23 protein-coding genes, 1 pseudogene and 1 riboswitch are annotated in these 25711 nt (G+C 64.2%); of the genes and pseudogenes, 8 read left to right on the top strand and 16 right to left on the bottom strand.

The window, feature by feature from the left end:
* Nucleotides 1–5: 5 nt before the first annotated feature.
* The 15 genes and pseudogenes from FJ936_RS12330 to FJ936_RS12260 form a co-directional block, all read right to left on the bottom strand.
* Complete coding sequence (locus FJ936_RS12330) at nucleotides 6–1511, bottom strand: NADH-quinone oxidoreductase subunit M (protein WP_141906615.1); 1506 nt, start codon at nucleotides 1509–1511, stop codon at nucleotides 6–8.
* Entirely contained in the window at nucleotides 1511–3484 is a 1974-nt protein-coding gene (gene nuoL / locus FJ936_RS12325) for an NADH-quinone oxidoreductase subunit L (protein WP_140788689.1), read from the bottom strand. Before nuoL ends, FJ936_RS12330 begins: the two co-directional genes overlap by 1 nt.
* A gap of 10 nt (nucleotides 3485–3494) precedes the next feature.
* The gene (nuoK, locus tag FJ936_RS12320; RefSeq protein ID WP_023798863.1) at nucleotides 3495–3803 is read right to left on the bottom strand and encodes an NADH-quinone oxidoreductase subunit NuoK; all 309 of its coding nucleotides are present in this window, start codon (nucleotides 3801–3803) and stop codon (nucleotides 3495–3497) included.
* Nucleotide 3804: 1 nt separating this feature from the next.
* Nucleotides 3805–4425: an NADH-quinone oxidoreductase subunit J gene (locus FJ936_RS12315; RefSeq protein WP_015317347.1), complete on the bottom strand. Its 621-nt coding sequence runs from the start codon at nucleotides 4423–4425 to the stop codon at nucleotides 3805–3807.
* Nucleotides 4426–4661: 236 nt separating this feature from the next.
* Nucleotides 4662–5153: an NADH-quinone oxidoreductase subunit NuoI gene (nuoI, locus tag FJ936_RS12310; RefSeq protein ID WP_015317346.1), complete on the bottom strand. Its 492-nt coding sequence runs from the start codon at nucleotides 5151–5153 to the stop codon at nucleotides 4662–4664.
* Entirely contained in the window at nucleotides 5153–6196 is a 1044-nt protein-coding gene (nuoH, locus tag FJ936_RS12305; RefSeq protein WP_015317345.1) for an NADH-quinone oxidoreductase subunit NuoH, read from the bottom strand. Before nuoH ends, nuoI begins: the two co-directional genes overlap by 1 nt.
* A gap of 2 nt (nucleotides 6197–6198) precedes the next feature.
* Nucleotides 6199–8280, bottom strand: a complete 2082-nt coding sequence (gene nuoG / locus FJ936_RS12300) for an NADH-quinone oxidoreductase subunit NuoG (protein ID WP_140788691.1) — start codon at nucleotides 8278–8280, stop codon at nucleotides 6199–6201.
* A 73-nt stretch (nucleotides 8281–8353) separates the two neighbouring features.
* On the bottom strand, nucleotides 8354–9049 hold the full coding sequence (locus tag FJ936_RS12295) for an NADH-ubiquinone dehydrogenase (protein ID WP_140714751.1): 696 nt from the start codon (nucleotides 9047–9049) through the stop codon (nucleotides 8354–8356).
* Nucleotides 9050–9114: 65 nt separating this feature from the next.
* Nucleotides 9115–10419 (bottom strand): NADH-quinone oxidoreductase subunit NuoF, encoded by a 1305-nt coding sequence (gene nuoF, locus FJ936_RS12290; RefSeq protein ID WP_140788693.1) that lies wholly within the window; start codon nucleotides 10417–10419, stop codon nucleotides 9115–9117.
* A gap of 22 nt (nucleotides 10420–10441) precedes the next feature.
* Nucleotides 10442–11443: pseudogene (gene nuoE / locus FJ936_RS12285) on the bottom strand (NADH-quinone oxidoreductase subunit NuoE); the annotation flags it as partial.
* The gene (locus FJ936_RS12280) at nucleotides 11444–12634 is read right to left on the bottom strand and encodes an NADH-quinone oxidoreductase subunit D (RefSeq protein WP_015317340.1); all 1191 of its coding nucleotides are present in this window, start codon (nucleotides 12632–12634) and stop codon (nucleotides 11444–11446) included. It lies immediately after the preceding pseudogene.
* Nucleotides 12635–12700: 66 nt separating this feature from the next.
* Nucleotides 12701–13078, bottom strand: coding sequence for a four helix bundle protein (locus FJ936_RS12275; RefSeq protein WP_140714747.1), 378 nt, complete (start codon nucleotides 13076–13078; stop codon nucleotides 12701–12703).
* Nucleotides 13079–13112: 34 nt separating this feature from the next.
* Nucleotides 13113–13715, bottom strand: a complete 603-nt coding sequence (locus tag FJ936_RS12270; RefSeq protein WP_140661000.1) for an NADH-quinone oxidoreductase subunit C — start codon at nucleotides 13713–13715, stop codon at nucleotides 13113–13115.
* 4 nt (nucleotides 13716–13719) lie between these two features.
* On the bottom strand, nucleotides 13720–14301 hold the full coding sequence (locus tag FJ936_RS12265) for an NADH-quinone oxidoreductase subunit B (protein ID WP_015317338.1): 582 nt from the start codon (nucleotides 14299–14301) through the stop codon (nucleotides 13720–13722).
* Nucleotides 14292–14657, bottom strand: a complete 366-nt coding sequence (locus FJ936_RS12260) for an NADH-quinone oxidoreductase subunit A (protein ID WP_010910112.1) — start codon at nucleotides 14655–14657, stop codon at nucleotides 14292–14294. Before FJ936_RS12260 ends, FJ936_RS12265 begins: the two co-directional genes overlap by 10 nt.
* Before the next feature lie 335 nt (nucleotides 14658–14992).
* Here FJ936_RS12260 and FJ936_RS12255 point away from each other — a divergent pair, with 335 nt between their 5' ends.
* The 8 genes from FJ936_RS12255 (at nucleotide 14993) to FJ936_RS12220 (ending at nucleotide 24979) form a co-directional block, all read left to right on the top strand.
* A complete protein-coding gene (locus FJ936_RS12255) occupies nucleotides 14993–16192 on the top strand; it encodes a winged helix-turn-helix domain-containing protein (RefSeq protein WP_140714745.1) in 1200 nt (399 codons plus the stop codon).
* Between the two features lie 29 nt (nucleotides 16193–16221).
* Nucleotides 16222–16429: riboswitch (cobalamin riboswitch) on the top strand.
* Nucleotides 16430–16466: 37 nt separating this feature from the next.
* Nucleotides 16467–16901: a DUF1636 family protein gene (locus FJ936_RS12250; RefSeq protein WP_140724204.1), complete on the top strand. Its 435-nt coding sequence runs from the start codon at nucleotides 16467–16469 to the stop codon at nucleotides 16899–16901.
* Nucleotides 16898–17935, top strand: coding sequence for a cobalamin biosynthesis protein CobW (gene cobW, locus FJ936_RS12245; RefSeq protein ID WP_140788695.1), 1038 nt, complete (start codon nucleotides 16898–16900; stop codon nucleotides 17933–17935). The genes FJ936_RS12250 and cobW overlap by 4 nt, the downstream gene beginning before the upstream one ends.
* Before the next feature lie 19 nt (nucleotides 17936–17954).
* Nucleotides 17955–21494: a cobaltochelatase subunit CobN gene (locus FJ936_RS12240; RefSeq protein ID WP_141906614.1), complete on the top strand. Its 3540-nt coding sequence runs from the start codon at nucleotides 17955–17957 to the stop codon at nucleotides 21492–21494.
* Nucleotides 21491–22828 (top strand): precorrin-3B synthase, encoded by a 1338-nt coding sequence (gene cobG, locus FJ936_RS12235; RefSeq protein ID WP_140788699.1) that lies wholly within the window; start codon nucleotides 21491–21493, stop codon nucleotides 22826–22828. The genes FJ936_RS12240 and cobG overlap by 4 nt, the downstream gene beginning before the upstream one ends.
* Nucleotides 22829–22830: 2 nt before the next feature.
* Nucleotides 22831–23463, top strand: coding sequence for a precorrin-8X methylmutase (locus FJ936_RS12230; RefSeq protein WP_140788701.1), 633 nt, complete (start codon nucleotides 22831–22833; stop codon nucleotides 23461–23463).
* A complete protein-coding gene (locus tag FJ936_RS12225; RefSeq protein WP_140660994.1) occupies nucleotides 23460–24218 on the top strand; it encodes a precorrin-2 C(20)-methyltransferase in 759 nt (252 codons plus the stop codon). Before FJ936_RS12230 ends, FJ936_RS12225 begins: the two co-directional genes overlap by 4 nt.
* Nucleotides 24215–24979, top strand: a complete 765-nt coding sequence (locus tag FJ936_RS12220) for a precorrin-3B C(17)-methyltransferase (RefSeq protein WP_140788703.1) — start codon at nucleotides 24215–24217, stop codon at nucleotides 24977–24979. Before FJ936_RS12225 ends, FJ936_RS12220 begins: the two co-directional genes overlap by 4 nt.
* Here the strand turns inward: FJ936_RS12220 and FJ936_RS12215 are convergent.
* A complete protein-coding gene (locus tag FJ936_RS12215; protein WP_140788705.1) occupies nucleotides 24943–25710 on the bottom strand; it encodes a cobalt-precorrin-6A reductase in 768 nt (255 codons plus the stop codon). The two genes, FJ936_RS12220 and FJ936_RS12215, sit on opposite strands and share 37 nt — an antisense overlap.
* Nucleotide 25711 lies beyond the last annotated feature (1 nt).

Here is a 25711-nt window from a genome sequence, read left to right as displayed (position 1 = left end):
CTGGGTCAGTTCGCCGCCGCGGTCTGCGCGGCGCCGATGGATGCGGTGACATTGGTGACGAGCGACTTGACCGACTGGGCCGTCGCGTCGAAGACGGGGGCGGGATAGACGCCGAAGAAGATGACCAGCACGACCAGCGGATAGATGATCGCCTTCTCGCGGGTCGACAGGTCAAGCAGCCCCTTCAGGCTGTCCTTGGTCAGCGCGCCGAAGATCACCCGGCGGTAGAGCCAAAGCGCATAGGCCGCCGACAGGATGACGCCGGTGGCGGCGAAGAACGCCACCCAGGTGTTGACCCGGAACACGCCAAGCATGGTCAGGAACTCGCCGACGAAACCTGACGTACCTGGCAGGCCGACATTGGCCATGGTGAAGATCAGGAACACGGTCGCGTATTTCGGCATGTTGTTGACGAGACCGCCATAGGCGGCAATCTCACGCGTGTGCATGCGGTCATAGATGACGCCGACGCACAGGAACAGCGCGCCCGACACCAGGCCGTGGCTGAGCATCTGGAAGATGGCGCCCTGCACGCCTTCCTGGTTCATGGCAAAGATGCCCATGGTGACGAAGCCCATATGGGCGACCGACGAATAGGCGATCAGCTTCTTCATGTCCTCCTGCATCAGCGCCACCAGCGAGGTGTAGATGATGGCGACGACCGACAGCGTGAACACCAGCGGTGCAAACATTTCGGAGGCCAGCGGGAACATCGGCAAGGAGAAGCGCAGGAAGCCGTATCCGCCCATTTTCAGCAGGATGCCGGCCAGGATGACCGAGCCCGCCGTCGGTGCCTCGACGTGGGCGTCGGGCAGCCAGGTGTGCACCGGCCACATCGGCATCTTCACCGCGAAGGAGGCGAAGAAGGCAAGCCACAGCCAGGTCTGCATGTTGGCCGGGAAGCTGTGCGTCAGAAGCGTCGGGATGTCGGTGGTGCCGGACTGGAAGAACATCGCCATGATGGCGAGCAGCATCAGCACCGAGCCGGCCAGCGTATAGAGGAAGAACTTGAACGAGGCGTAGACGCGCCGCTTGCCGCCCCATACGCCGATGATGATGAACATCGGGATCAGTCCGGCTTCGAAGAAGACGTAGAACAGCACGATGTCCAGCGCGCAGAACACGCCAATCATCAGCGTTTCCAGAAGCAGGAAGGCGATCATGTAGGCCTTGACGCGCTTCTCGATCGCTTCCCACGACGCCAGGATGCAAAGCGGCATCAGGAAGGTCGTCAGAATGACGAACAGCATGGAAATGCCGTCGACGCCCATATGGTAGGAAATGCCGGAATCGAGCCAGGCGACCTTTTCGACAAACTGGAACCCGGCCTGCGAATTGTCGAAGCCGGTCCAGATGAACAGCGACACCAGGAAGGTGAACGCCGTGGCGATGAACGCAATGGCGCGGATGTTGCGGCGCGCGTTTTCGCTGTCATCGTTGATGAACAGGATCAGCAGCACACCAACCAGCGGCAGGAAGGTGACCAGCGAGAGGATTGGCCAAGCGGTCATCAGAGCATCATCCAGGTGACGAGTGCGGCAACGCCGATCAGCATGGCGAAGGCGTAGTGATATAGATAGCCGGTCTGCAGCTTGACGACGCGGTTGGTGACGTCGACGACGCGCGCCGAAATGCCGTCAGGCCCGAGCCCATCGATGATGGTCCCATCACCGGTCTTCCACAGGAAGTGACCGAGACGCTTGGCCGGGCGAACGAACAGGAAGTCGTAAAGCTCGTCGAAATACCACTTGTTGAGCAGGAAAGCGTAAAGCCCGCGATGCTGGGCGGCCAGATTGACCGGCATCTCCGGCGAGCGGATGTAGAACTTCCAGGCCAGAGCGAAACCGATCAACATGGCGATGAAGGGCGAGAGCTCGACCCACAGCGGCAATTCGTGGATTTCGTGCAGGATATGGTTGTCCGGCAGCGTGAACAGCGACGCCTTCCAGAACTCGGCATAGCCTTCGCCGATAAAGGAATTGTGGAAGATGATACCGGCAAACAGCGCGCCGGCCGCCAGCACGAACAGCGGCACCAGCATCACCGGCGGCGATTCATGGACGTGGTGCATCACCTCGTGGCTCGCCCGCGGCTTGCCATGGAAGGTCATGAAGATCAGCCGCCAGGAATAGAAGGCGGTGAAGCAGGCGGCGATGACCAGCAGGATGAAGGCCAGGCCGGCGACCGAATTGTGGCCTGCGAAGGAGGCCTCGATGATGGCGTCCTTGGAGAAGAAGCCGGCGGTGCCGATGACGGTCACCGGAATGCCGACGCCGGTCAGCGCCAGCGTGCCGATCACCATCATCCAGTAGGTGGTCGGGATCAGCTTCCTCAGGCCGCCCATCTTGCGCATGTCCTGCTCGTCGGAAACCGCGTGGATGACCGAGCCGGAGCCGAGGAACAGAAGCGCCTTGAAGAAGGCGTGCGTGAACAAATGGAAGATCGCCGCGCCATAGGCGCCGACGCCGAGCGCCACGAACATGTAGCCGAGCTGCGAGCAGGTCGAATAGGCGATGACGCGCTTGATGTCGTTCTGGACCAGGCCGACGGTCGCCGCGAAGAAGGCGGTGAAGGCGCCGATGAAGGTGACCACCGTCAGCGCCGAGTGCGACAATTCGAACAGCGGCGAAAGCCGCGCCAGCATGAACACGCCGGCCGTCACCATGGTGGCGGCATGGATCAGCGCCGACACCGGGGTCGGGCCCTCCATGGCGTCCGGCAGCCAGGTGTGCAGCGGCACCTGCGCCGACTTGCCCATGGCGCCCATAAACAGCAGCAGGCAGACGACGGTCATTGCCGCCTGCTTGTCGAGCGCATGGCCGAGGAAGGTGAGCACGGCGGCACCCTGCGGCGCGCCTTCGGCCGGGATGAACGTCGCCGCATTGGCAAAGATCGTGCCGAGATTGACCGAGCCGAACAGCACGAAGACGCCGAAAATGCCGAGCGCGAAGCCGAAATCGCCGACGCGGTTGACGACGAAGGCCTTTATTGCCGCGGCATTGGCCGACGGCTTCTTGTACCAGAAGCCGATCAGCAGGTAGGACGCGAGGCCCACCCCTTCCCAGCCGAAGAACATCTGCACGAGGTTGTCGGCCGTGACCAGCATCAGCATGGCGAAGGTGAACAGCGACAGATAGGCGAAGAAGCGCGGCCGGTTCGGATCGTGGTGCATGTAGCCGATCGAATAGATGTGAACCAGCGCCGACACTGTGTTGACCACCACCAGCATCACCACCGTCAGCGTGTCGATCCTGAGCGCCCAGGAGACGTCCAGCCCGCCGGACTGGATCCAGTGCAGCACCGGCACGGTGAACACCTCGCCGTGGCCGAAGCCGACGGAAAAGAAGGCGACCCATGACAGCACGGCCGCAATCACCAGGAAGCCGGAGGTGATGTATTCGGATGCCTTGGCACCGAGCGCATTGCCGAACAGGCCTACGATCAGGAAGCCGAGCAGCGGAAGGAAGACGATCGCTTGATACATAGTCGCCCCGTCAACCCTTCATCATGTTCACGTCTTCGACCGCGATCGAGCCGCGGTTGCGGAAGAAGACGACGAGAATGGCAAGCCCGATGGCGGCTTCAGCCGCCGCGACCGTCAGCACGAACAGCGCGAACACCTGGCCGACCAGATCGCCGAGCGCCGCCGAAAAGGCGACGAAATTGATGTTGACCGCCAGCAGGATCAGCTCGATCGACATCAGGATGACGATGATGTTGCGGCGGTTGAGGAAGATGCCGAACACGCCGAGCGTGAACAGGATCGCCGATACGGTCAGATAATGTGCGATGCCGACGACCATCTCAGACTCCTTCGCCCGACTTGACCTTGCGGATTTCCATGCCGGTCGCCGCGGTGCGGCCGACCTGGGCTGCGATCGACTGCCGCTTGACCCCTTCCTTGTGGCGCAGCGTCAAGACGATGGCGCCGATCATGGCGACCAGCAGGATGAGGCCCGAAATCTGGAAGTAGTAGAGGTAGTCGGTATAGAGGATGTCGCCGAGCGCCGCCGTGTTCGATCGCGCGGCGAGATCCGGGATGGGCTTTGCGACCGTCGAGGCGAGCTTCGGCGCGAAGGTGTAGCCGCCCAGCACCACGATCAGCTCCGCCGCCAGGATCAGCCCGACCAGCGCGCCGATCGGCGCGTATTGCAGGGCGCCGCTCTTCAATTCGGCGAAATCGACGTCGAGCATCATGACGACGAACAGGAACAGCACCAGGACCGCGCCGACATAGACGACGAGCAGGATCATCGCCAGGAACTCGGCGCCAGTCAGCATGAACAGGCCGGCGGCGTTGAAGAAGGTCAGGATCAGGAACAGCACCGAATGCACGGGGTTGCGCGACGAAATGACCATGAACGCCGACGCCACGGCGACAAAGGCGAAGAGGTAGAAGAAGGCCGCCTCTAGTCCACTCAGCATTGGGGATCCCCCGGGTTCCTGTCCAAACAGGACGCTCGTCCTGTTTGATGTTTGCGACCGCCTCCGGTCGGCAAGTTTCGTTGTGTCCTATCGCATGTTCCGATCGGGTTGAAATACCTGATCAAAAGAAACATGCGACACTTTTGTCTTCCGGAGGATGATCTTGTCCGAAAAGTCCGCAACTTTTCGGGATCATCCCCTGGACGAGGCCCCTCGCCCCGTCCATGCGTCAGATGTCAGCGATAGGGCGAGTCCAGTGAGATGTTGCGCGCCAGTTCGCGCTCCCACCGGTCGCCATTCGCCAGCAGCCTGTCCTTGTCGTAGTAGAGTTCCTCGCGCGTTTCCGTCGCGAATTCGAAATTCGGCCCCTCGACGATGGCGTCGACCGGGCAGGCTTCCTGGCAGAAGCCGCAATAGATGCACTTCACCATGTCGATATCGTAACGCACCGTGCGGCGCGTGCCGTCATTGCGGCGCGGGCCGGCCTCGATGGTGATCGCCTGCGCCGGGCAGATCGCCTCGCATAATTTGCAGGCGATGCAGCGTTCCTCGCCATTGGGATAGCGGCGCAACGCATGCTCGCCGCGAAAGCGCGGGCTGATCGGGCCCTTCTCGTGCGGATAGTTGATCGTCTCCTTCGGCGCGAAGAACTGGCGCATCGACAGGAAGAAGGCGCTGACGAAATCCTGCAGCAGCAGCGATTTCGCGGCCTGGGACAAAGCGGACATCACGCAAACCCCGTGATCTTGAGGAAGGCCGCGGTGGCGACGACCATAAACAGCGAGATCGGCAGGAACACTTTCCAGCCCAGCCGCATCAGCTGGTCGTAGCGGTAGCGCGGCACGAAGGCCTTCACCATCGAGATGCCGAAGAACACGAAACAGACCTTCAGCACGAACCAGATGACGCCGGGCACCCAGGTGAAGGGCGCGAAGTCGAAGGGAGGCAGCCAGCCGCCGAGGAACAGGATGGTGGCCAGCGCGCACATCAGCACGATCGCGACATACTCGCCGAGGAAGAACAAAAGGAACGGCGTCGACGAATATTCGACCATGTGGCCGGCGACCAGCTCCGATTCGGCTTCGACCAGATCGAAGGGTGGACGGTTCGTCTCCGCCAACGCCGAGATGAAGAAGATGACGAACATCGGGAACAGCGCCAGCCAGTTCCAGTCGAGGAACGTGTTGGGCAGCCCGAGCCGCGTACCAAGCCCACCCTGCTGCGACAGCACGATATCGCTGAGGTTGAGCGAGCCGGCGGTGAGCAGCACGGTGACGATGACGAAGCCGATCGAAACTTCGTATGACACCATCTGCGCCGCCGAACGCAACGCGCCGAGGAACGGATATTTCGAGTTGGACGCCCAGCCGCCCATGATCACGCCATAGACCTCGAGCGAGGAGATGGCGAAGACATAGAGGATGCCGACATTGACGTTGGCGATCGCCCAACCCTGGCTGACCGGTATGACCGCCCAGGCCGAGATCGCCAGCACGGCGGAGACAAGTGGCGCCAGCAGGAAGACGCCCTTGTTGGCGCCCGACGGGATGACCGGTTCCTTGAAGACGAATTTCAGCAGGTCGGCGAAGGCCTGCAGCGTGCCCCAGGGGCCGACGACATTCGGGCCACGGCGAAGCTGCACCGCCGCCCAGATCTTGCGGTCGGCATAAAGGATGTAGGCGACGAAGATCAGCAGCACCACGATCAGCACGACCGACTTCAAGAGGATCAGCAGCGCCGGCAGCACGTAGAAGGAGAAGAAGGTGTCCATGCTTATTCCGCCGCCTGCTTGAAGCCGCTCTTGGCTAGTGCCGAGCATTCAGCCATCACGGCCGATGCGCGCGCGATCGGGTTGGTCAGGTAGAAATCCTTGACCGGCGAGGTGAAGGTTCCCTTGTTCAACCGCCCGCCGAGCTTCGCCACGCCGGCGATATCCTCGGCGTTGCCGGCCGCGACCTGGTCGATGCGGGCCAGATGCGGGTATTCGCCATAGAGCTTTGCGCGCAGCTGCGGCAGCGAATCGAACGGCAGTTTCTTGCCCAGTACGTCGGACAGCGCCCGCAAGATCGCCCAATCCTCGCGCGCGTCGCCCGGCGCGAAGCCGGCGCGGTTGGTCTGCTGCACGCGCCCTTCGGTGTTGACGTAGGTGCCGGACTTTTCGGTATAGGCAGCCGCCGGCAGGATGACATTGGCGCGATGCGCGCCGGCGTCGCCGTGCGTGCCGACATAGACGACGAAGGCGCCGCCGGTCTTGCTCATATCGATCTCGTCGGCGCCGAGCAGGAACAGGACATCCGTCTCGCCCAGCATGCCGGCGACGTTCTTGCCGCCCTCGCCCGGCACGAAGCCGAGGTCCAGGCCGCCGACGCGCGCCGCTGCGGTGTGCAGCACGGCAAAGCCATTCCAGTCGGCGCGTGCGGCATTCACGGCGGCGGAGAGCCTGGCCGCTTGGCCGAGCACGGCCGCGCCATCGGCGCGCGCCAGAGCGCCCTGACCGACGATAATAAGGGGATGCGTCGCCTTCTTCAGCGTCTGGAAGAACTTGCCGTTGCCGTCCGCCAGATCCTTCAGCGAATCCGGCCCGGCGCCCAATTGTTCGTAGTCATAGCGCGTGTCGCCGACATCGCCGATGACACCGACCGGCAGATTGCCGAGGCGCCAGCGCTTGCGGATGCGGGCGTTGAGCACCGAGGCCTCGAAGCGCGGATTGGCCCCGATGATCAGCACCGCGTCGGCCTGCTCGATGCCTTCGATGGTCGGGTTGAAGATATAGCTGGCGCGTCCGAGTGCCGGATCGAGCGCCGCGCCGTCCTGGCGGCAATCGGTGTTCTTCGAACCGAGCGAGGCCATCAGAAGCTTCAGCGCGTAGATTTCCTCGACCGCCGCGAGATCGCCCGCGATGGCGCCGATCTTGTCGGGGGCCGCCGCCGAAACCGCGCCCTTGATCGCCGCGAACGCTTCGGCCCAACTCGCCGGAACCAGCCTGCCGTCCTTGCGCACATAGGGGCGATCGAGGCGCTGCGTGCGCAGGCCGTCCCAGATGAAGCGGGTCTTGTCGGAAATCCATTCCTCGTTCACGGCTTCGTTGACGCGCGGCAGGATGCGCATCACTTCGCGCCCACGGCTATCGACGCGGATCGCCGAGCCGACGGCATCCATCACGTCGATGGATTCGGTCTTGGTCAGCTCCCACGGCCGCGCCTGGAAGGCGAAGGGCTTGGAGGTCAGCGCGCCGACCGGGCAGAGATCGATCACGTTGCCCTGCAACTCCGAGGTCATTGCCTGTTCGAGATAGGTGGTGATCTCGGCATCCTCGCCGCGGCCGATCAGGCCGAGTTCGGAAATGCCGGCAACTTCGGTGGTGAAGCGGACGCAGCGCGTGCAGTGGATGCAGCGGTTCATCACTGTCTTGACCAGCGGGCCGATATACTTGTCTTCCACCGCGCGCTTGTTCTCGTGGTAGCGCGAGGAATCGACGCCGAAGGCCATCGCCTGGTCCTGCAGGTCGCACTCGCCGCCCTGATCGCAGATCGGGCAGTCCAGCGGATGGTTGATCAGCAGGAATTCCATCACGCCTTCCCGGGCCTTCTTGACCATCGGCGTGTTGGTGAAGATTTCCGGCGGCTCGCCGTTCGGGCCGGGGCGCAGGTCGCGCACGCCCATGGCGCAGGAGGCCTGCGGCTTGGGCGGTCCGCCCTTCACCTCGATCAGGCACATGCGGCAATTGCCGGCGATCGACAGCCGCTCATGGAAGCAGAAGCGCGGCACTTCCGCGCCCGCGTCCTCGGCCGCCTGCAGCAGCGTGTAATGGTCGGGTACAGTGATTTCTTTCCCGTCGACCTTGAGCTTTGCCATTCGCCTCAAACCCCTGCGGATTTCCCGCAATCTCATTTTCCGGGCGCGACAGACGCAGCGCCCGAGATTTCATTCACTTCTTCGCGGCCAGCGCCGCCGCCTGGGCAGTCCAGTCGTCACGGCCGATGCGGCCCTTGAACGACAGATAATCGTCGACCCAGGCAATCTCCTGCGGCGACCATGCGGCGATCTGGGCAAACGTCCAGATACCGAGGCCGTTCAGCACTTTTTCCAGCTTCGGGCCGATGCCCGATATCGCCTTGAGGTCGGACGGCCTCGTCGGCTTCTCCATGGCCTTGGGCTGCCTGAAATCTTCCGGCAGCAGCACATCCGCTGCCTCGCTTGTTGCCGGAGCGGCATTGGCGGCCGGCGCGGTGGTGGCGGCTTCCCTGGCTGCGATATCGGTGACTTCCTGGGCGAAGGACTGCGCCTCGGCAATCATCGTCTTCGCGGTCGCCCGCGCCCTGATGGACGACGAGTTCGCATCCTCGAATTGCTCGACGCGTGCCTCGAAATCCTCGATCAGCGGCTGCATGAGGCGGTGTGATGCCTCGGCGGCCCCCGAAAGCGCGCCCATCCAGACGCCGAACGCATGATTGGCGAGCCCCATGCCAAGCGCCGACATCGCCGCCGCACCCGCGACAGGGTGCGCGAAAAGGTTGACGGCGCTGGCCATCTCCTTCGGCATCATCCTGGTCAGGTCCTGGTTCATCTTCTCGATCTGGTCCAAATTGGGCATCAATGGGTAGGGTGTCGAATACGGCGCCATAGAGTTCTCCTGGTCGTTTCTTCGTTCGCCCCGCCCCGTTTCTTCTCGCGTTCAAAAGTTTCTTGTTATTCCGCCGCCACCATCACCGGTTCGGCCCGGTGCGCGTTGCGCGAAAACTCGTCGATGCGCCGCTCCACCTCGCCGCGGAAATGCCGCATCAGGCCCTGGATCGGCCATGCCGCCGCATCGCCCAGCGCGCAGATCGTGTGGCCTTCGACCTGCTTGGTGACGTCGAGCAGCATGTCGATCTCGCGCTTCTGAGCCTCGCCGCGCACCAGCCGCTCCATCACCCGCCACATCCAGCCGGTGCCCTCGCGGCACGGCGTGCACTGGCCGCAGCTTTCATGCTTGTAGAAGTAGGAAAGCCGCGCGATCGCCTTCACGACATCGGTCGACTTGTCCATGACGATGACGGCGGCCGTGCCGAGGCCGGACTTGAGATCGCGCAGCGCGTCGAAATCCATCGGCGTATCGATGATCTGCTCCGCCGGCACCAGCGGCACCGAGGCGCCGCCCGGAATGACGGCGAGCAGATTGTCCCAGCCGCCGCGGATGCCGCCGCAATGGGTCTCGATCAGTTCGCGGAACGGGATCGACATCGCCTCTTCGACAGTGCACGGATTGTTGACGTGGCCGGAAACGCAGAACAGCTTGGTGCCGACATTGTTGGGCCGGCCGAAGGACGAGAACCAGGCAGCCCCCCGGCGCAGGATGGTCGGCGCCACCGCGATCGATTCGACATTGTTGACAGTGGTCGGGCAGCCATAGAGGCCGACATTGGCCGGGAATGGCGGCTTCAGCCGGGGCTGGCCCTTCTTGCCTTCGAGGCTTTCCAGCAGCGCCGTTTCCTCGCCGCAGATATAGGCGCCGGCGCCGTGATGCATGTAGATTTCAAAATCGTAGCCCGACGTGTTGTTCTTGCCGATCAGCTTGGCCTCGTAGGCCTCCTCGATCGCCCGCTGCAGCGCCTCGCGCTCGCGGATGAACTCGCCGCGCACATAGATGTAGGCGGCAATCGCGCCCATGGCGAAGCCGGCCAGGAACGCGCCCTCGACCAGCGTGTGCGGATCGTTGCGCAGGATGTCGCGGTCCTTGCAGGTGCCGGGCTCGGATTCGTCGGCGTTGATGACGAGATAGCTTGGCCGGCCGTCGCTCTGCTTGGGCATGAACGACCATTTCAGCCCGGTCGGGAAGCCGGCGCCGCCGCGTCCGCGCAGTCCCGACGCCTTCATCTCGTTGACGATCCACTCACGCCCCTTGGCGACGAGGCCGGGCGTGTTGTCCCAGGCGCCGCGCGCCATGGCGCCGGCCAGCGACTTGTCGAAGAGGCCGTATATGTTGGTGAAGATGCGGTCTTTGTCCTGAAGCATTTTTCGTCCCTCAGACCGGCTTCTTGGTCGGCTTGGCGGCAGGCTGCTTGGTCTCTGGCGCCTTGAAGGCGCTGCCCGGTTCGGCCCGGTTCTTCGGCCCATTGCGTTGTTTTGGAGTCGCCTCGACTTCAGGAGCGGCCTTGTTGGCGTTGGCGGCCGAGTGGAGGGGTGGCGCAACGCTGGCCGCGTTCTCGGTGACCGGCGCGACCTTGGCCGGCGACGGCGTCTTCAACGTCGGGTTGGTCTCTGGCGCGGCGGTCTTCGGCCTGCTGGATTTCGACGGAGCAACCGGACCAGGCGCAGCTGGGGCGGCCGGTGCCGGCACAGGCGCAGCGATGATCGCGTCGGGCGCTGCCTTCGCGGCCCTGGCCGCTTCCCGGGCTTCACGGTCGCGGGTCGACTTGAGGATCGCCTTTTCGCTCTTCAACGTGGTCAGGCCGGAGGCCGGCTCCGAGCCGGTGCGGCCGTTCTGCGGTCCCGGCGTCACCGAGGCGCCCTTGCCCGCATCGTAGAGATCGATGATTTCAGCCAGCCGTTCCGGTGTCAGATCCTCGAACGTGTCCTTGAACACCATGACCATTGGCGCGTTGACACAGGCGCCGAGGCACTCGACCTCTTCCCACGACAGCGTGCCCTTGTCGTTGGTGTGGAATTGGTCGTGATGGATCTTCGAGCGGCACACATCCATCAGCGCTTCCGAGCCGCGCAGCATGCAGGGCGTGGTACCGCAAACCTGGATGTGCGCACGGGTGCCGACGGGGTTCAACTGGTACTGCGTATAGAAGGTCGCGACCTCGAGGCCGCGGATACGCGGCATGCCGAGCATGTCGGAAATCGTCTCGATCGCCGCCTTGGTGACCCAGCCTTCCTGCTCCTGCGCTATCATCAGCAGGGGAATGATCGCCGACTGCTCGCGGCCCTTGGGATACTTCTTGATCCATTGCTTCGCCGCTGCCGCATTCGCCCGGTTGAAGGCGAAGGAGGCTGGCTGGACGCTGGCTTCTGCGAGACGGCGGACTGACATTTAGCGATCGACCTCACCAAACACGATGTCGAGGGAGCCGAGGACGGCGGTGACGTCGGCCAGCATGTGGCCGCGGCAGAGGAAATCCATGGCTTGCAGATGCGCGAAACCAGGTGCGCGCAGCTTGCAGCGATAAGGCTTGTTGGTGCCGTCGGAGACTAGGTAGACGCCGAACTCGCCCTTTGGCGCCTCGACCGCCGCATAGACCTCGCCGGCCGGGACGCGGTAGCCCTCGGTGTAGAGCTTGAAGTGATGGATGAGCGCTTCCATCGAACGCTTCATCGCCTGGCGCTTGGGCGGCACCACCTTGCCGTCGAGGTTCGACACCGGCCCGGTGCTTTCCTTGCCGAGCAGGAGATCGATGCACTGGCGCATGATCCGTGCCGACTGGCGCATTTCTTCCATGCGCACGAGGTAGCGGTCGAAACAGTCGCCGTTCTTGCCGACAGGGATGTCGAAATCCATTTCCGAATAGCATTCATAGGGCTGCGACTTGCGCAGGTCCCACGGCGAGCCCGAACCACGGACCATGACGCCCGAAAAGCCCCAGGCCCAGGCGTCGGCCAGCGAGACGATGCCGATGTCGACATTGCGCTGCTTGAAGATGCGGTTGCCGGTGAGCAGCCTGTCGAGATCGTCGAGCGATTTCAGGAACGGGTCGATCCACTTGCCGATGTCCTCGACCAGCTGGCGCGGCAGGTCCTGGTGGACGCCGCCGGGCCGGAAATAGGCCGCATGCATGCGCGAGCCGGAGGCGCGCTCATAGAACACCATCAGCTTTTCGCGCTCGACGAAGCCCCACAGCGGCGGCGTCAGCGCGCCGACGTCCATGGCTTGCGTCGTCACATTGAGGATGTGCGACATGATACGGCCGATTTCGCAATAGAGCACGCGGATCAGCTGGCCGCGCCTCGGCACCTCGATGCCGAGCAGGCGCTCGGCGGCCAGCGCGAAGGCGTGCTCCTGGTTCATCGGCGCGCAATAATCGAGCCGGTCGAGATAAGGCAGCGCCTGCAGATAGGTTTTTGCCTCGATCAGCTTCTCCGTACCGCGATGCAAGAGCCCGATATGCGGATCGACGCGGTCGACGACTTCGCCGTCCAACTCCAGCACGAGGCGCAAAACGCCGTGCGCGGCAGGGTGTTGAGGTCCGAAGTTGATGTTAAAGTTGCGGACGGAGGTTTCAGCCATTCTGGCGCCTCTGGCGAAGAGTCAGTAGTGAGTAGTGAGTAGTGATCATCAATCTCAATGCCTGCTTCATTCCGCCTGCTTGGCCTGCACCGTTCGGATAAGAGATCTCATCATTTTTCCAATCTCTTCGCATCGCAGCAGCAGTTCAATCTCATTGTCTTTTCGCAGCAAGCCGACCCGGCATGCCAGTAGTATGTGCGTTTCCAGTTCCTTCAACGAACCTTGCGCCATGCGCAAAAATTGAACGAACGAACCTCTGTTTTCGCGACCGTATCCCTCCGCGACATTCGCCGCGATCGAAACCGCCGATCGGCGCATCTGAGAGGTCATGCCGTAGATCTCTTCTTTCGGGAAGTCCTTAGTGTGGCGGTAACAGTCTTCAGCGAGCGTCATCGCTGATTGCCACACCTTCAAGTCGCGATAAGATTCGATCCGTCGCTCCAACTTTTCTCCTACTGACTACTCACTACCTCCCTACTCACTGTTTCGCTTTTTCGTCGCCGGGCAGGACATAGTCGGTTCCCTCCCAGGGGCTCAAAAAGTCAAAGTTCCTGAATTCCTGCTTCAGTTCCACCGGCTCGTAGATGACGCGCTTGGCTTCGTCGTCGTAACGCACTTCGACGAAACCGGTCAGCGGGAAATCCTTGCGCAGCGGATGGCCTTCGAAACCGTAGTCCGTCAGCAGGCGGCGCAGGTCCGGGTGGCCCGAAAACAGCACGCCATAGAGATCGTAGGTTTCGCGCTCGAACCAGTCGGCGCCAGGATAGACGCCGGTGATCGAAGGCACCATCGTCTCCTCGTCGGTCTGCACCTTGATGCGAATGCGCACATTCTGCTTCGGCGAAAGCAGGTGATAGACGACGTCGAAGCGCTTGGCCCGCGACGGGTAGTCGGCACCGCAGACATCGATGATCGAGATGAACTGGCAGCGCGCATCGTCGCGCAGGAAGGTCATCACCTCGATCAGGTTTTGAGGCTCGACGTGAACGGTGAGCTCGCCATAGGCGAATACCGCATCGCCGAAGCGGCCAGGCAGCTTCTCGCCGAGATAGGTCGACAGTTCGCTTAAGGAGGCGGCCATGGATTTACCGTTCGATCGTGCCGGTGCGGCGGATCTTCTTCTGCAGCAGAAGAATGCCATAGAGCAGGGCTTCGGCGCTCGGCGGGCAGCCGGGCACATAGATGTCGACCGGCACGACCCGGTCGCAGCCACGCACCACCGAATAGGAATAATGATAGTAGCCGCCGCCATTGGCGCAGGAGCCCATCGAGATGACGTAGCGCGGCTCCGGCATCTGGTCGTAGACCTTGCGCAGCGCCGGTGCCATCTTGTTGGTCAGCGTGCCGGCGACGATCATGATGTCGGACTGGCGCGGAGACGCGCGCGGCGCGACACCGAACCGCTCCGAATCGTAGCGCGGCATCGAGGTGTGGATCATCTCGACCGCGCAGCAAGCCAGACCGAAGGTCATGAACATCAGCGAGCCGCTGCGCGCCCAGGTGATCAGCGCCTCGGTCGAGGTGACCAGAAAGCCCTTGTCGGCAAGCTCATTGTTGATTTCGAGGAAGAAGGGATCGTCCTCCCCTACCGGCCTACCGGTGTTGGGGTCGATAATACCTTTGGGCTTCGGCGCGACGAGGGTGCCTGAACTGTCGTTCAATCCCATTCCAGCGCTCCTTTTTTCCATTCATAGGCAAAGCCGATGGTCAGCACTGCCAAAAACACCATCATTGACCAGAAACCGAGCATGCCGATCTTCGAGAAGGACACTGCCCAGGGGAAGAGGAAGGCAACTTCCAGGTCGAATATAATGAACAGGATCGACACCAGGTAGAAGCGGATGTCGAATTTCATGCGGGCATCGTCGAACGAGTTGAAACCGCACTCGTAGGCGGAAAGCTTTTCGGGATCGGGGTTGCGATACGCCACCAGGAACGGAGCCGCCAGCAGCGCCAGGCCGACGACCAGTGCCACGCCGATAAACAGGACGATGGGCAGGTACGAACTGAGAAGTGCGTTCATGCAGCGGCTTTCCGTTGGCGCCAATCCACTTTGACTACAGCACCGAACCTTAATGCGGAAGCGTGACAGATTAACCGCTGAACCGTTTTAAGGGGCCTATGCTGCAACGCGGCGAGGGTTAGCGCAGCACTTCCAGCGAAGCAAGTCAAACCTTGTTCAAAACACCGAGCTGGACGGCATTCCGGGAGAAACTGGTCCCATCCGCTCCTGTTTGATTTCCTTCGCTTTTAACTCCACTTTTGTCTCCTGACAGGGTTGCCGCCAAAACCCTGCTAGCATGGACGGGAATCACGCCGGGCAATGACGCCAGACAGGTCCATCAGGGACGCATACGCATGAAGGAAAAGATCTCGCTTGCCGCCGCCCGGCGCATCGCCCTCGCCGCCCAGGGATTTCTCGATCCCCGCCCCGCCGGCACGCCGGACCGCCGCCATTTCGCCCGCGTTCTGTCCCGCACCGGCCTGTTGCAGATCGATTCCGTCAGTGCGGTGGTGCGCGCTCATTACATGCCGCTCTATTCGCGTCTCGGCCCCTATCCCCTCGCTTTGCTCGACAACGCCGCCGTAACGCGCAAGCGCACCGTCTTCGAATATTGGGCGCATGAAGCCTCGTTCCTGCCGGTCGAGACCTACCCACTGATGCGCTGGCGCATGCAGCGCGCCGAGCAAGGCGATGAAATGTATCTGGGGCTGGCCAAATGGGGCCGCGAGCACGCCGCCTATATAGAAGAGATCTACCGCGAGGTCGTCGCGCGCGGGCCGATCGCCGCTTCGGCGCTCGAAGGCCAGAAAGGCTCCGGTGGCTGGTGGGGTTGGAGCCATGCCAAGCACGCCTTCGAATGGCTGTTCTGGGCCGGGCGCATCACCACCGCGCACCGGCGCGGCTTCGAGCGCTTTTACGACCTGCCGGAGCGCGTGCTGCCGCAGGCGATCCTCGATCTGCCGGTACCGACGCCTGAGGACGCGCACCGCGAATTGCTGCGCATTTCCGCCCGTGCCCATGGCGTGGCGACATCAGGCGACCTGCGCGATTATTTTCGGCTCTCGCCGGCCGACATGAAAGGCCGGCTGGAGGAACTGGTCGAACTCGGCGACTTGCTGCCGGTCCGTGTCGAGGGCTGGGACAAGCCGGCTTACCTTCACAAGGACGCCCGTATCCCGCGCAAGATCGAGGCCCGCGCTCTGCTGGCGCCGTTCGATCCGGTCGTCTTCGAGCGTTCGCGCTCGGAGCGGCTGTTCGACTTCCATTACCGCATCGAAATCTACACGCCGGCCGACAAGCGCCAATACGGCTACTATGTCCTGCCTTTCCTGCTCGGCGACAGGATCGTGGCGCGCGTCGACCTCAAGGCTGACCGGCCGGCCAGTGTCCTGCGTGTCCATGCGGCCTATGCGCAGGCCAATGCACCGGCGGAGACTGCGGCTCAACTCTTCGAGGAATTGAAGCAGATGCAGGGCTGGCTTGGCCTCGAGCGGATGGAAATAACGCCTGCCGGCGATCTCGGCCCGGCGCTGTCCGACATCGCGGTGTCGTAAGCTCGCGTTGACACCACTGCCCGCAAGAGCCTAAATCCCATCCAGACGGTCTCCTCTCGGCAAAGGGAGGAGCCAAGAGGGAATGCGGTGCGGGATTGAAGATCCCAAATCCGCGGCTGTCCCCGCAACTGTGAGCGAAGAGCCAAGGCCGAAAGCCACTGGGATTGTCCCGGGAAGGCGGCTACCCAAGGCGATGACCCGCGAGCCAGGAGACCTGCCGTCTGGAATGCAAGAATCCGATCGCCTGGCGGGTTTTCCGGGCAAGGAGCCTGATGTGGATCGCGACAGCAGTTTTTCGGCTGAAACAACCGACATTTCGTCCGGCGGGGATCATCCCCTGGCCGGCATCACGGTCATTGTCTGCGCTTCCTGTCGCGACGAGACCGGCTCCGACGCCCATCCCCGGGCCGGCGAACTTTTGGCCGAAGATACGCGCCAAGCCGCCTCGGGCGAGAAGATTCGCATCCGCACGGTCGAATGCCTCGGCAATTGCAAGCGCCGCCTGAGCGCCGCGGTCCTGCGCGACGGCTGCTGGAGCTATGTGTTCGGCGATCTGACCACGACCAGCGGCGCCGATCTCGTCACCGGCGCGAAACTCTTCGCCACCTCGAACGACGGCCTCATTCCCTGGCGAGGCAGACCCGATAGCCTCAAGCGCGGCCTCGTTGCCCGCATCCCTCCCCTCGACATGCTGAAAGATCGATCATGACAACATCTCTGTCCCGCGTTCCCTGCACCGTCGTCACCGGCTTCCTCGGCGCCGGCAAGACGACGCTGGTCCGCCATCTCCTGGAAAACGCCGGCGGCAAGCGGATCGCCATCATCGTCAACGAGTTCGGCGACATCGGCATCGACGGCGAGATCCTCAAGGGATGCGGCATCGACACCTGCCCAGAGGAAAACATCGTCGAACTGGCCAATGGCTGCATCTGCTGCACCGTGGCCGACGATTTTGTGCCGGCGCTCGACAAGATCCTGTCGCTGACGCCGAAGGTCGACCATATCCTGATCGAAACCTCGGGCCTCGCTCTGCCCAAACCGCTGGTCCAGGCTTTCCAGTGGCCGACGGTGAAGAGCCGCGTAACGGTCGATGGCGTCATCGCCGTGGTCGACGGTCCCGCACTGGCGGAAGGCCGCGTCGCCAATGACATGGACGCCCTGCAGGCGCAGCGCGCGCAGGACCAGAGCCTCGACCATGACGATCCGGTCGAGGAAGTGTTCGAGGACCAGATCGCCTGCGCCGACCTAATCATCCTGTCGAAGAGCGACCTAATGGACGCCGCCGGCTCGGCTCGCGCCAAGGCCATCGTCAACGAACACTCCGCCCGCGCCGTGAAGATCGTGCCGACGTCTCATGGCAAGGTCGATCCCTCGGTGCTGCTCGGGCTCGGTCTCGCCGTCGAGGACGACATCGAGAACCGCAAGTCCCACCATGACGGCGCATTCGATCACGAGCATGACGACTTCGACACGTTCATCGTCGACATTCCCTCGATCGCCAATCCCGACGAGCTGGCAAAGCGCGTCGCCGCGGCCGCCGAACAGGAAAACGTGCTGCGCGTGAAAGGCTTCGTCGAGGTCGGCGGCAAACCTATGCGGCTCCTGCTGCAAGCCGTCGGCCCGCGCGTCAATCATTACTATGACCGCGCCTGGACCGCTGGGGACGACCGCCGCTCGCGGCTCGTCGTTATTGGCCTCAAGGGGCTGAACCGCCCGGCGATCGAACGTATCCTCGCCGGCTGATTTTCAGGCCCGGGCCACGATGCACATCCTCACCACGACCTCCGCCTCGCTCGACGACCTCGCCGAGCCTGTCGATCTCAGGCAGACGCCAGCGGATATCGTGGCCCTGTCCTTCACCGACAGCGATCTCGCCGGACTGGCTGCGGCGTGGAAGGCCGATGCCGGTCGCCTGCCCTCTATGCGCTTGGCCGCACTGCGCGACCTGCGCCATCCCATGTCCGTCGACCTCTGGATAGACAGCGTCGCCCGCCACGCCAAAATCATCCTGGTGCGCATCCTCGGCGGCTACGACTGGTGGCGCTATGGCTGCGACCAACTGGCGGTGATTGCCCGCGAACGCGGCATCAAACTGGCGCTGCTTCCCGGCGAAAGCCACGACGAGGATCTTAGGCTGGTCGAAGCCTCGACGCTGCGGCGCGCCGAACTGGACGGCCTGCTCGGCTATTTCCACGAGGGCGGCCCGGCCAATATGGGCGCGCTGGTGCACAGGCTGGCAGGCTTGGCTGGACAGGATGCGCCCGTCGCCAACCCGGTCAGGGTGCCGAAGGCCGGTTACTATCAGGCTGGATTGGGGGTCGCGGAGGAGCCGGCCGGTTCCAATAGCGGCACTCCCATTATCCCGATTCTCTTCTACCGATCGATGCTGCTTGCCGCCGATGTCGCCCCGATCGATGCGCTGGCCGAGGCTTTGCGCTCCAGGGGATTGGCGCCAGTGCCGATCTTCGTTTCCAGTCTGAAGGATCCGGTGTCGCTGGCGTTCGTCGAAAATGCCATCGCATCGCTGAAACCCGCCGCGATCGTCACCGCGACCGCGTTCGCTTCCGGCGCCGAGCCCGGCGTCGAAACCCTGTTCGACCGCGCCGGCGCGCCCGTCTTCCAGGTCATCGTCGCCACCACGCGCCGTGACATCTGGGAAAACAACCAGCGCGGCCTGGCGCCCGCCGACCTTGCCATGCATGTCGTGCTGCCCGAACTCGACGGCCGCATCCTCGCCGGCGCCATTTCCTTTAAGGCCGAGAGCGATATCGATCCGGCGCTTGGCCATCGTGCGTTGGCGAACCGCCCGGAACTGGATCGGGTGGAGCAAGTGGCGGGTCGAGTCGCGGCTTTCATCCGGCTGCGGGAGACAAGACGGGAGGAGCGCAAGCTCGCGATCCTCATTCCCGATTATCCCAGCGCCCCTGGCCGCACCGGCTATGCGGTCGGGCTGGACGTGCCGTCCAGCGTGCTGGCCATGCTGCACGACTTGAGCGAACAGGGCTATGCCGTTGACGGGATTCCGCAAACGCCGCGTGAATTGCTGGATTTGCTGGAGCATAGCAACGACGGATTGGCCCTACAGGAGTATTTGAGCTTCTCGAAGGAGTTGCCGCTCGCAGCAATCGCCGCGGTAGAAGCCGCTTGGGGAAACGCAGAGGGGACAGGTTTGCGCGAGGCGCCCCCCTCTGTCCTGCCGGACATCTCCCCCTCTGGTGGGGAGATCGAACTTGCGTCGCGGCTTTCGCCAACTACCAACATTGCAGAAGGAACGTCGGCCTGCGAACTGCCAATCTCCCCCCTAGAGGGGGAGATGTCCGGCAGGACAGAGGGGGGCGTGACAGAACGCCAGCCTCGCCATGCTATCGAAAAGAATTTCCCCTTCCGCGCCGCGCATTTCGGCAATATCACCGTGGCACTCGCCCCCGACCGGGGCCGCTCGGCCGACCGTCGCGCCGACTACCACGACCCGACCCTCCCGCCGCGCCATGCCCTGATCGCCTTTGGCCTGTGGCTGCGCAAATCGCTCGGGGTTCACGCTCTCGTCCATGTCGGCGCCCACGGCACGCTGGAATGGCTGCCCGGCAAGACCGTCGCGCTGTCGCAAACCTGCTTTCCCGAGATCGTCACCGGCGCATTACCCGTCATCTATCCCTTCATCGTCTCCAACCCCGGCGAAGCAGCGCAGGCCAAACGGCGCATCGCCGCCGTCACGCTTGGCCATTTGCCGCCGCCGCTTGCAGGCGCAGGGCTGGACGAGGACCAGCACGAGCTCGAGCGACTGGTCGACGAATACGCTCAGGCCGACGGGCTCGACCGCCGTCGCCGGGACCGGCTCGCCAGGCTGATTGTCGAAACCGCGCAAAAGACCGGCCTTGCCTCGGAAGCCGGCGTCGCCAAGACCGACGCGCCCGACGAAGCGCTGCGCCGCATCGACGCCTGGCTCTGCGACCTCAAGGATTTCGCCATCAAGGACGGGCTGCACATCTACGGCCGCGTCCCCAACGACGAATCAGACTCCGTGCGCCTGCAAAGCGCGAACGCCGAGAAAGCCTCCCTGCTCGCGGCGCTCGATGGCCGTCACGTCAAGGCGGGCCCGGCCGGCGCACCCGCGCGCGGTCGTTCCGATGTTTTGCCCACTGGCCGCAACCTGTTCACCTCGGATCCGCGCACCATGCCGACGCCCACCGCATATGATCTTGGCAAAGCCGCGGCGGAAGAAGTGGTGCGCGGCTACACGCAGTCGCATGGCGACTGGCCGCGTTCGCTGGTGATCGATCTCTGGGGCTCGGCTTCGCTGCGCACCGGCGGCGAGGAGATCGCGCAGGGCCTGGCCTTGATGGGCTGCCGACCGCAATGGGACACTGCCACCGGCCGCGTCACCGGCATCGAGGTACTGCCCCCGGCGGCGCTCGGCCGCCCGCGTGTCGACGTCACCTGGCGTATATCAGGTCTGTTCCGCGACATGTTCCCGACCCAGATCGCGCTGATCGACGCCGCCGCCAAGGCCGTTGCCGCGCGCGACGAGGACGATTCGGAAAACCCGCTCGCCGCCAAAACCCGCGCCGACGGCAAGGTCAGCCCACGGATCTTCGGCACTTCGCCCGGCACGTACGGCGCCGGCGTCGAAGACATGCTGTCGAGTGGCGACTGGACGGCGCGCGAAGAGATCGGCCGCGCCTATCTCGACGCGACCTCGCATGCCTATGGCGGTGCCGGCGGCGAAGGCGTCTCGGCACCTGGAGCGTTTGAAGGCCGCATCGCCGAGGCCGATCTTCTCGTCCACACCGGCGACGACCCCGGCCGCGACATTCTCGAAGGCTCCGCCGACGTCGCTTTCATCGGCGGCTTCTCGGCCGCCTTGGCCACACTTGGCAGGAACGCCGACGTCATCGTGCTCGACACCACGGATCCGCAGAGGCCGAAACCGCGATCGGTCGCCGAGGCGGTCTCGCGCGTGGTGCGCGCCCGTGCGGTCAATTCACGTTTCATATCGGGCCAGATGCGCCACGGCCCGCGCGGCGCCTCGGAATTCGCCGAAACCGTCGACCGGCTGGTCGGCTTCGCCGAGACCACCCATGCGATTTCAGGCGCGCTGATCCAGGCTGTGCACGATGCCTATCTTGGCGACGCGGACGTCCGCGCCTTTATCCTGCGCGAAAATCCCGCTGCCGCCAAAGTCATTGCCGAGCGCTTCCTGTCGGCGCGGCGGCGCGGCCTCTGGCATCCCTTGCGCAATTCCATCGACGACGATCTCGCCGCGCTGATCGCCGAGGCCAACGCGCTCGGGGTCGCGGCATGAACGCCTTCTCGCGCCGTGGCGCCTGCCCTGCTCTGTCCGCACCGATGCAGACAGGCGACGGCCTGCTGGTGCGGCTCAACCCGGTCGCTGGAGGCCCATCTTCCGGAGGGTTGTCCCCGAAGCTCTTGATCGCCCTGGCTGAGTCCGCCTCGCGGCACGGCAACGGCATCATGGAAGTGACGGCCCGCGGCAGCCTGCAGATCCGCGGCCTGACAACGGAAAGTGCCGCGTTGCTGGCGGCGGAGGTCGATGCGCTGGGCATCGCGGTGCGCACCGGCGTACCGGTCGAGACCGGCCCGCTGGCGGGTATCGACCCACACGAGATTGCGGATCCCCGGGCGATGGCTGAGCGGATCATGGCGGCGATCGAAGATGCCGGACTGGCACCAAGGCTGGGGCCGAAGGTTTCGGTGGTCGTCGACGGCGGCGGGCAGCTGACTCTGGATGCGGTGACGGCCGATGTCAGGCTGAAGGCGGTTGGAGTCAGCGCTGGCACCCTTTGGGCCATATCAGTTGCCGGTGACCGCCAAAGTGAGAAGCGACTTGCGACGGCTGGCGAAGGTGCGGCGCGCGACATTGCTGTCGCGGCGCTTCGGATGGTCGCTGAGAAAGGTCGGGACGCACACACACGGGATTTGTCGGAGCGGCAGTTGGCCTCTCTCGCAGGTTGGCACTCTACGGCGCCCCCCTCTGAGGGGGGCGCCTCGCGCAAGCCTATCGGCCTTTTCTCCTTAGCCGGCGACATTTTCACCTTCGGCATCGGCCTTCCCTACGGCAGCATGCCGGCGGACAAGATCATCGGCCTCGCGCAAAAAGCTCTTGCCCTCGGCACGTCAGAGATCCGCCTCGCCCCTGGCCGCGCCTTGCTTTTCCTCGGCCAGCCGACGGAAGCCAATCAATCCCTTCACCACACCGCCGCCACCCTCGGCTTCGTCACCTCTCCCACCGACCCGCGCACGCGCATCGCGGCCTGCCCCGGTGCCCCGGCCTGCGCTTCCGGCCGGATCGCGACCCGCGACATCGCCGAGGCGATCGCCACCAAAAACGCCGACATCCTCGATTTCACGCTGCACGTGTCGGGCTGCGCCAAGGGCTGCGCCAATCCCGGCCCGGCAGCGCTCACAATAGTCGGCGGCGAAAATGGAGCCGGACTTGTCGTGAACGCGACGGCAAAGTCTCTTCCTGCCGGCTACAGGCCGGGCTATGACGCCCCGCGCGGCTTCAGCCGCGTCGCGGCGATGATCCGCGGCGCACGACATCAGGGCGAAACCGCCGCCGCTTGCCTCACAAGGCTTGGCACGGCAGCAATCGCCGAAATGTACCAACAGGAATGAGCATGGCCGCCTACGACTATATCCACGACGGCACGGCGATCTACGAGCGCTCCTTCGCCATCATCCGCGCCGAGGCCGATCTCTCGCGCTTTTCCGAGGCCGAGGCCGATGTCGCCATCCGCATGATCCATGCCTGCGGCCAGGTCGAGGCAGCAAGTCATTTCGTTTTCTCCCCCGATTTCGTCAGCGCCGCGCGCAAAGCCCTTGCCGCCGGCGCGCCGATCTTCTGCGACGCCGAAATGGTCTCGCATGGCGTCACCCGCGCCCGGCTGCCGGCCGGCAATGAGGTGATCTGCACCTTGCGCGACCCGCGCACGCACGACATCGCGAGGCAGATCGGCAATACCCGCTCGGCGGCCGCCATCGACCTCTGGGGCGAGCGCATCGCCGGTTCGGTGGTCGCCATCGGCAACGCACCGACCGCGCTCTTCTATCTCCTGGAGAAGTTGCGCGATGGCGCGCCGAAGCCGGCGGCCATTATCGGCATGCCGGTCGGCTTCGTCGGCGCTGCCGAATCCAAGGACGCACTGGCCGAGAATTCCTATAGCGTGCCCTATGCCATCGTGCGCGGCAGGCTTGGCGGCAGCGCCATGACCGCCGCCGCGCTCAATTCACTGGCGAGGCCGGGTCTGTGAACGCGCTCCCCAAAGGCCGTCTCGTTGGTGTCGGCACCGGTCCCGGCGACCCAGAATTGTTGACGCTGAAGGCCGCGCGGGTGCTGGCCGAGGCCGATGTCGTGGCGTATTTCGCCAAACGCGGCAACAACAGCAATGCGCGCGCCATCGTCGAGGCGCGCTTCCGGCCCGACATGCTGGAACTGCCGCTGCTCTATCCCGTGACCACCGAGATCGAGAAGGACCACGACGATTACCGGTCGCAGATCACGGGTTTCTACGAGGAGTCGGCGGAACAGGTCGCCGAGCACCTCGACGCCGGCAGGGTGGTTGCCGTGCTGTCCGAAGGCGATCCCCTGTTCTACGGGTCCTACATGCATCTGCATGTCCGCCTTGCCCATCGTTTCCCCACCGAGGTCATCCCCGGCGTCACCGCAATGTCCGGTTGCTGGTCGCAGACCGGTGTGCCGATCGTCCAGGGCGACGACGTGCTGACCGTGCTGCCCGGCACGATGAGCGAGTTCGAGCTGACGCGCCGCCTCGCCGACACCGACGCCGCCGTCATCATGAAGGTCGGCCGCAACCTGCCCAAGATCAGGCGCGCGCTTGAGGCGACCGGCAGGCTGACGCGCGCCGTCTATGTCGAGCGCGGCACGATGGCCGGGAGCGTCTCGATGAAACTTGCCGACAAGCCGGACGACAAGGCGCCCTACTTCGCCATCGTGCTGGTTGCCGGCTGGTCCGGTCGACCGGGCGCGGCTGGAGCCCAGATATGAGCGGCCGTCTCACCGTCATCGGCCTTGGGCCCGGCAATGCCGACCAGGTCACGCCGCAAGCCAGCCGCGCTATCGTCGAGGCAAAATTCTTCTACGGCTACAAGCCATATCTCGACCGGCTCGACCTGCGCCCGGACCAGACCCGTGTCGCTTCAGACAACCGCGAGGAACTCGCCCGCGCCAAGGATGCCTTGACCAAGGCCGCCGAGGGTCACGACGTCGCCGTGGTGTCGGGCGGCGATCCCGGCGTCTTCGCCATGGCCGCAGCGGTCTGCGAGGCCATCGAGGCCGGTCCGGCCGAATGGCGCGCGGTCGATGTCGCTGTCGTGCCCGGCGTCACCGCCATGCTCGCGGTCGCCGCCCGCATCGGCGCGCCGCTTGGCCACGACTTCTGCGCTATCTCGCTGTCCGACAATCTGAAGCCTTGGGATCTGATCGAACTGCGTCTTCTGGCGGCGGCCGGCGCCGGCTTCGTCATTGCGCTCTACAATCCGATCAGCAAGGCGCGTCCCTGGCAGCTTGGCCGCGCCTTCGAATGCCTGGCCGCCATCCTGCCCGGCACGACGCCGGTGATCTTCGGCCGCGCCGCCGGCCGGCCCGACGAGCGCATCGAGGTCTATCTGCTGGCCGATGTCGACGCAGAAAAGGCCGACATGGCGACCTGCATCATCATCGGCTCGCCGGAGACCCGGATCATCAGGCGCGGCGAAAAGCCGGCGCTGGTCTACACGCCGCGCTCGGCATCGGGCTCGACGAAATGACGGACCATCGCGGCCAGCGCTTCGACTGTTTCAGCCGAGGGCACATCCGGCAGGACGGGCCTGCGCACCATGATCACCTCGATGCCGAGCGTTCGCGCCGCGGCAATCTTCCCGTATGTCGCCGTGCCGCCGCTGTTCTTCGACACCACGACATCGATGCGATGCTTTTCGAGCAGCACGCGCTCGTCGGTCTCGCCAAACGGCCCGCGCGCCAGCAGATAGTCGGCATCGGGCACAACCAGCTTCGGCTCGACCGGATCGACACTGCGGATGAGGTAGTGGTGTTGGGGTGCGGCCTCGAAGGCGGTGACCTCCTGCCGGCCCAGCGCCAGAAATACACGGCGTGGCGCCGGTCCAAGCGCCCGTGCCGCCCCGGCAACGCTGTCCACCTCAAGCCAGCGGTCGCCCTGGACGACATCCCAGCCCGGACGCCGCAAGGCAAGGATCGGCACGCCAGTGGCGCGTGCCGCTTGCGCGGCATTGACGGAGATACGCGCCGCGTAGGGATGCGTGGCGTCGATCAGCAGACCAGTGCCTTTCTCCCTGAGGTAAGCGGCCAAACCGTCGGCACCCCCGAACCCTCCACTTCGCACGGGTACGCCCTGCGCGACGGGGTTTTCCGTACGGCCGGCCAGCGACAGCGTGACCGAGCAATCGGCGCGCGCCGCCAGTCTTCCGGCCAGTTGCCGGGCTTCGGTGGTGCCGCCAAGGATCAGAATGCGGTGGGTCATC

It is taken from the genome of Mesorhizobium sp. B2-4-13, assembly GCF_006658535.1.
Classification (GTDB): Bacteria; Pseudomonadota; Alphaproteobacteria; order Rhizobiales; family Rhizobiaceae; genus Mesorhizobium; species Mesorhizobium australicum.
Note: the sequence above shows the minus strand (reverse complement) of the source record. Positions and strands in the feature narration are given on the sequence as shown.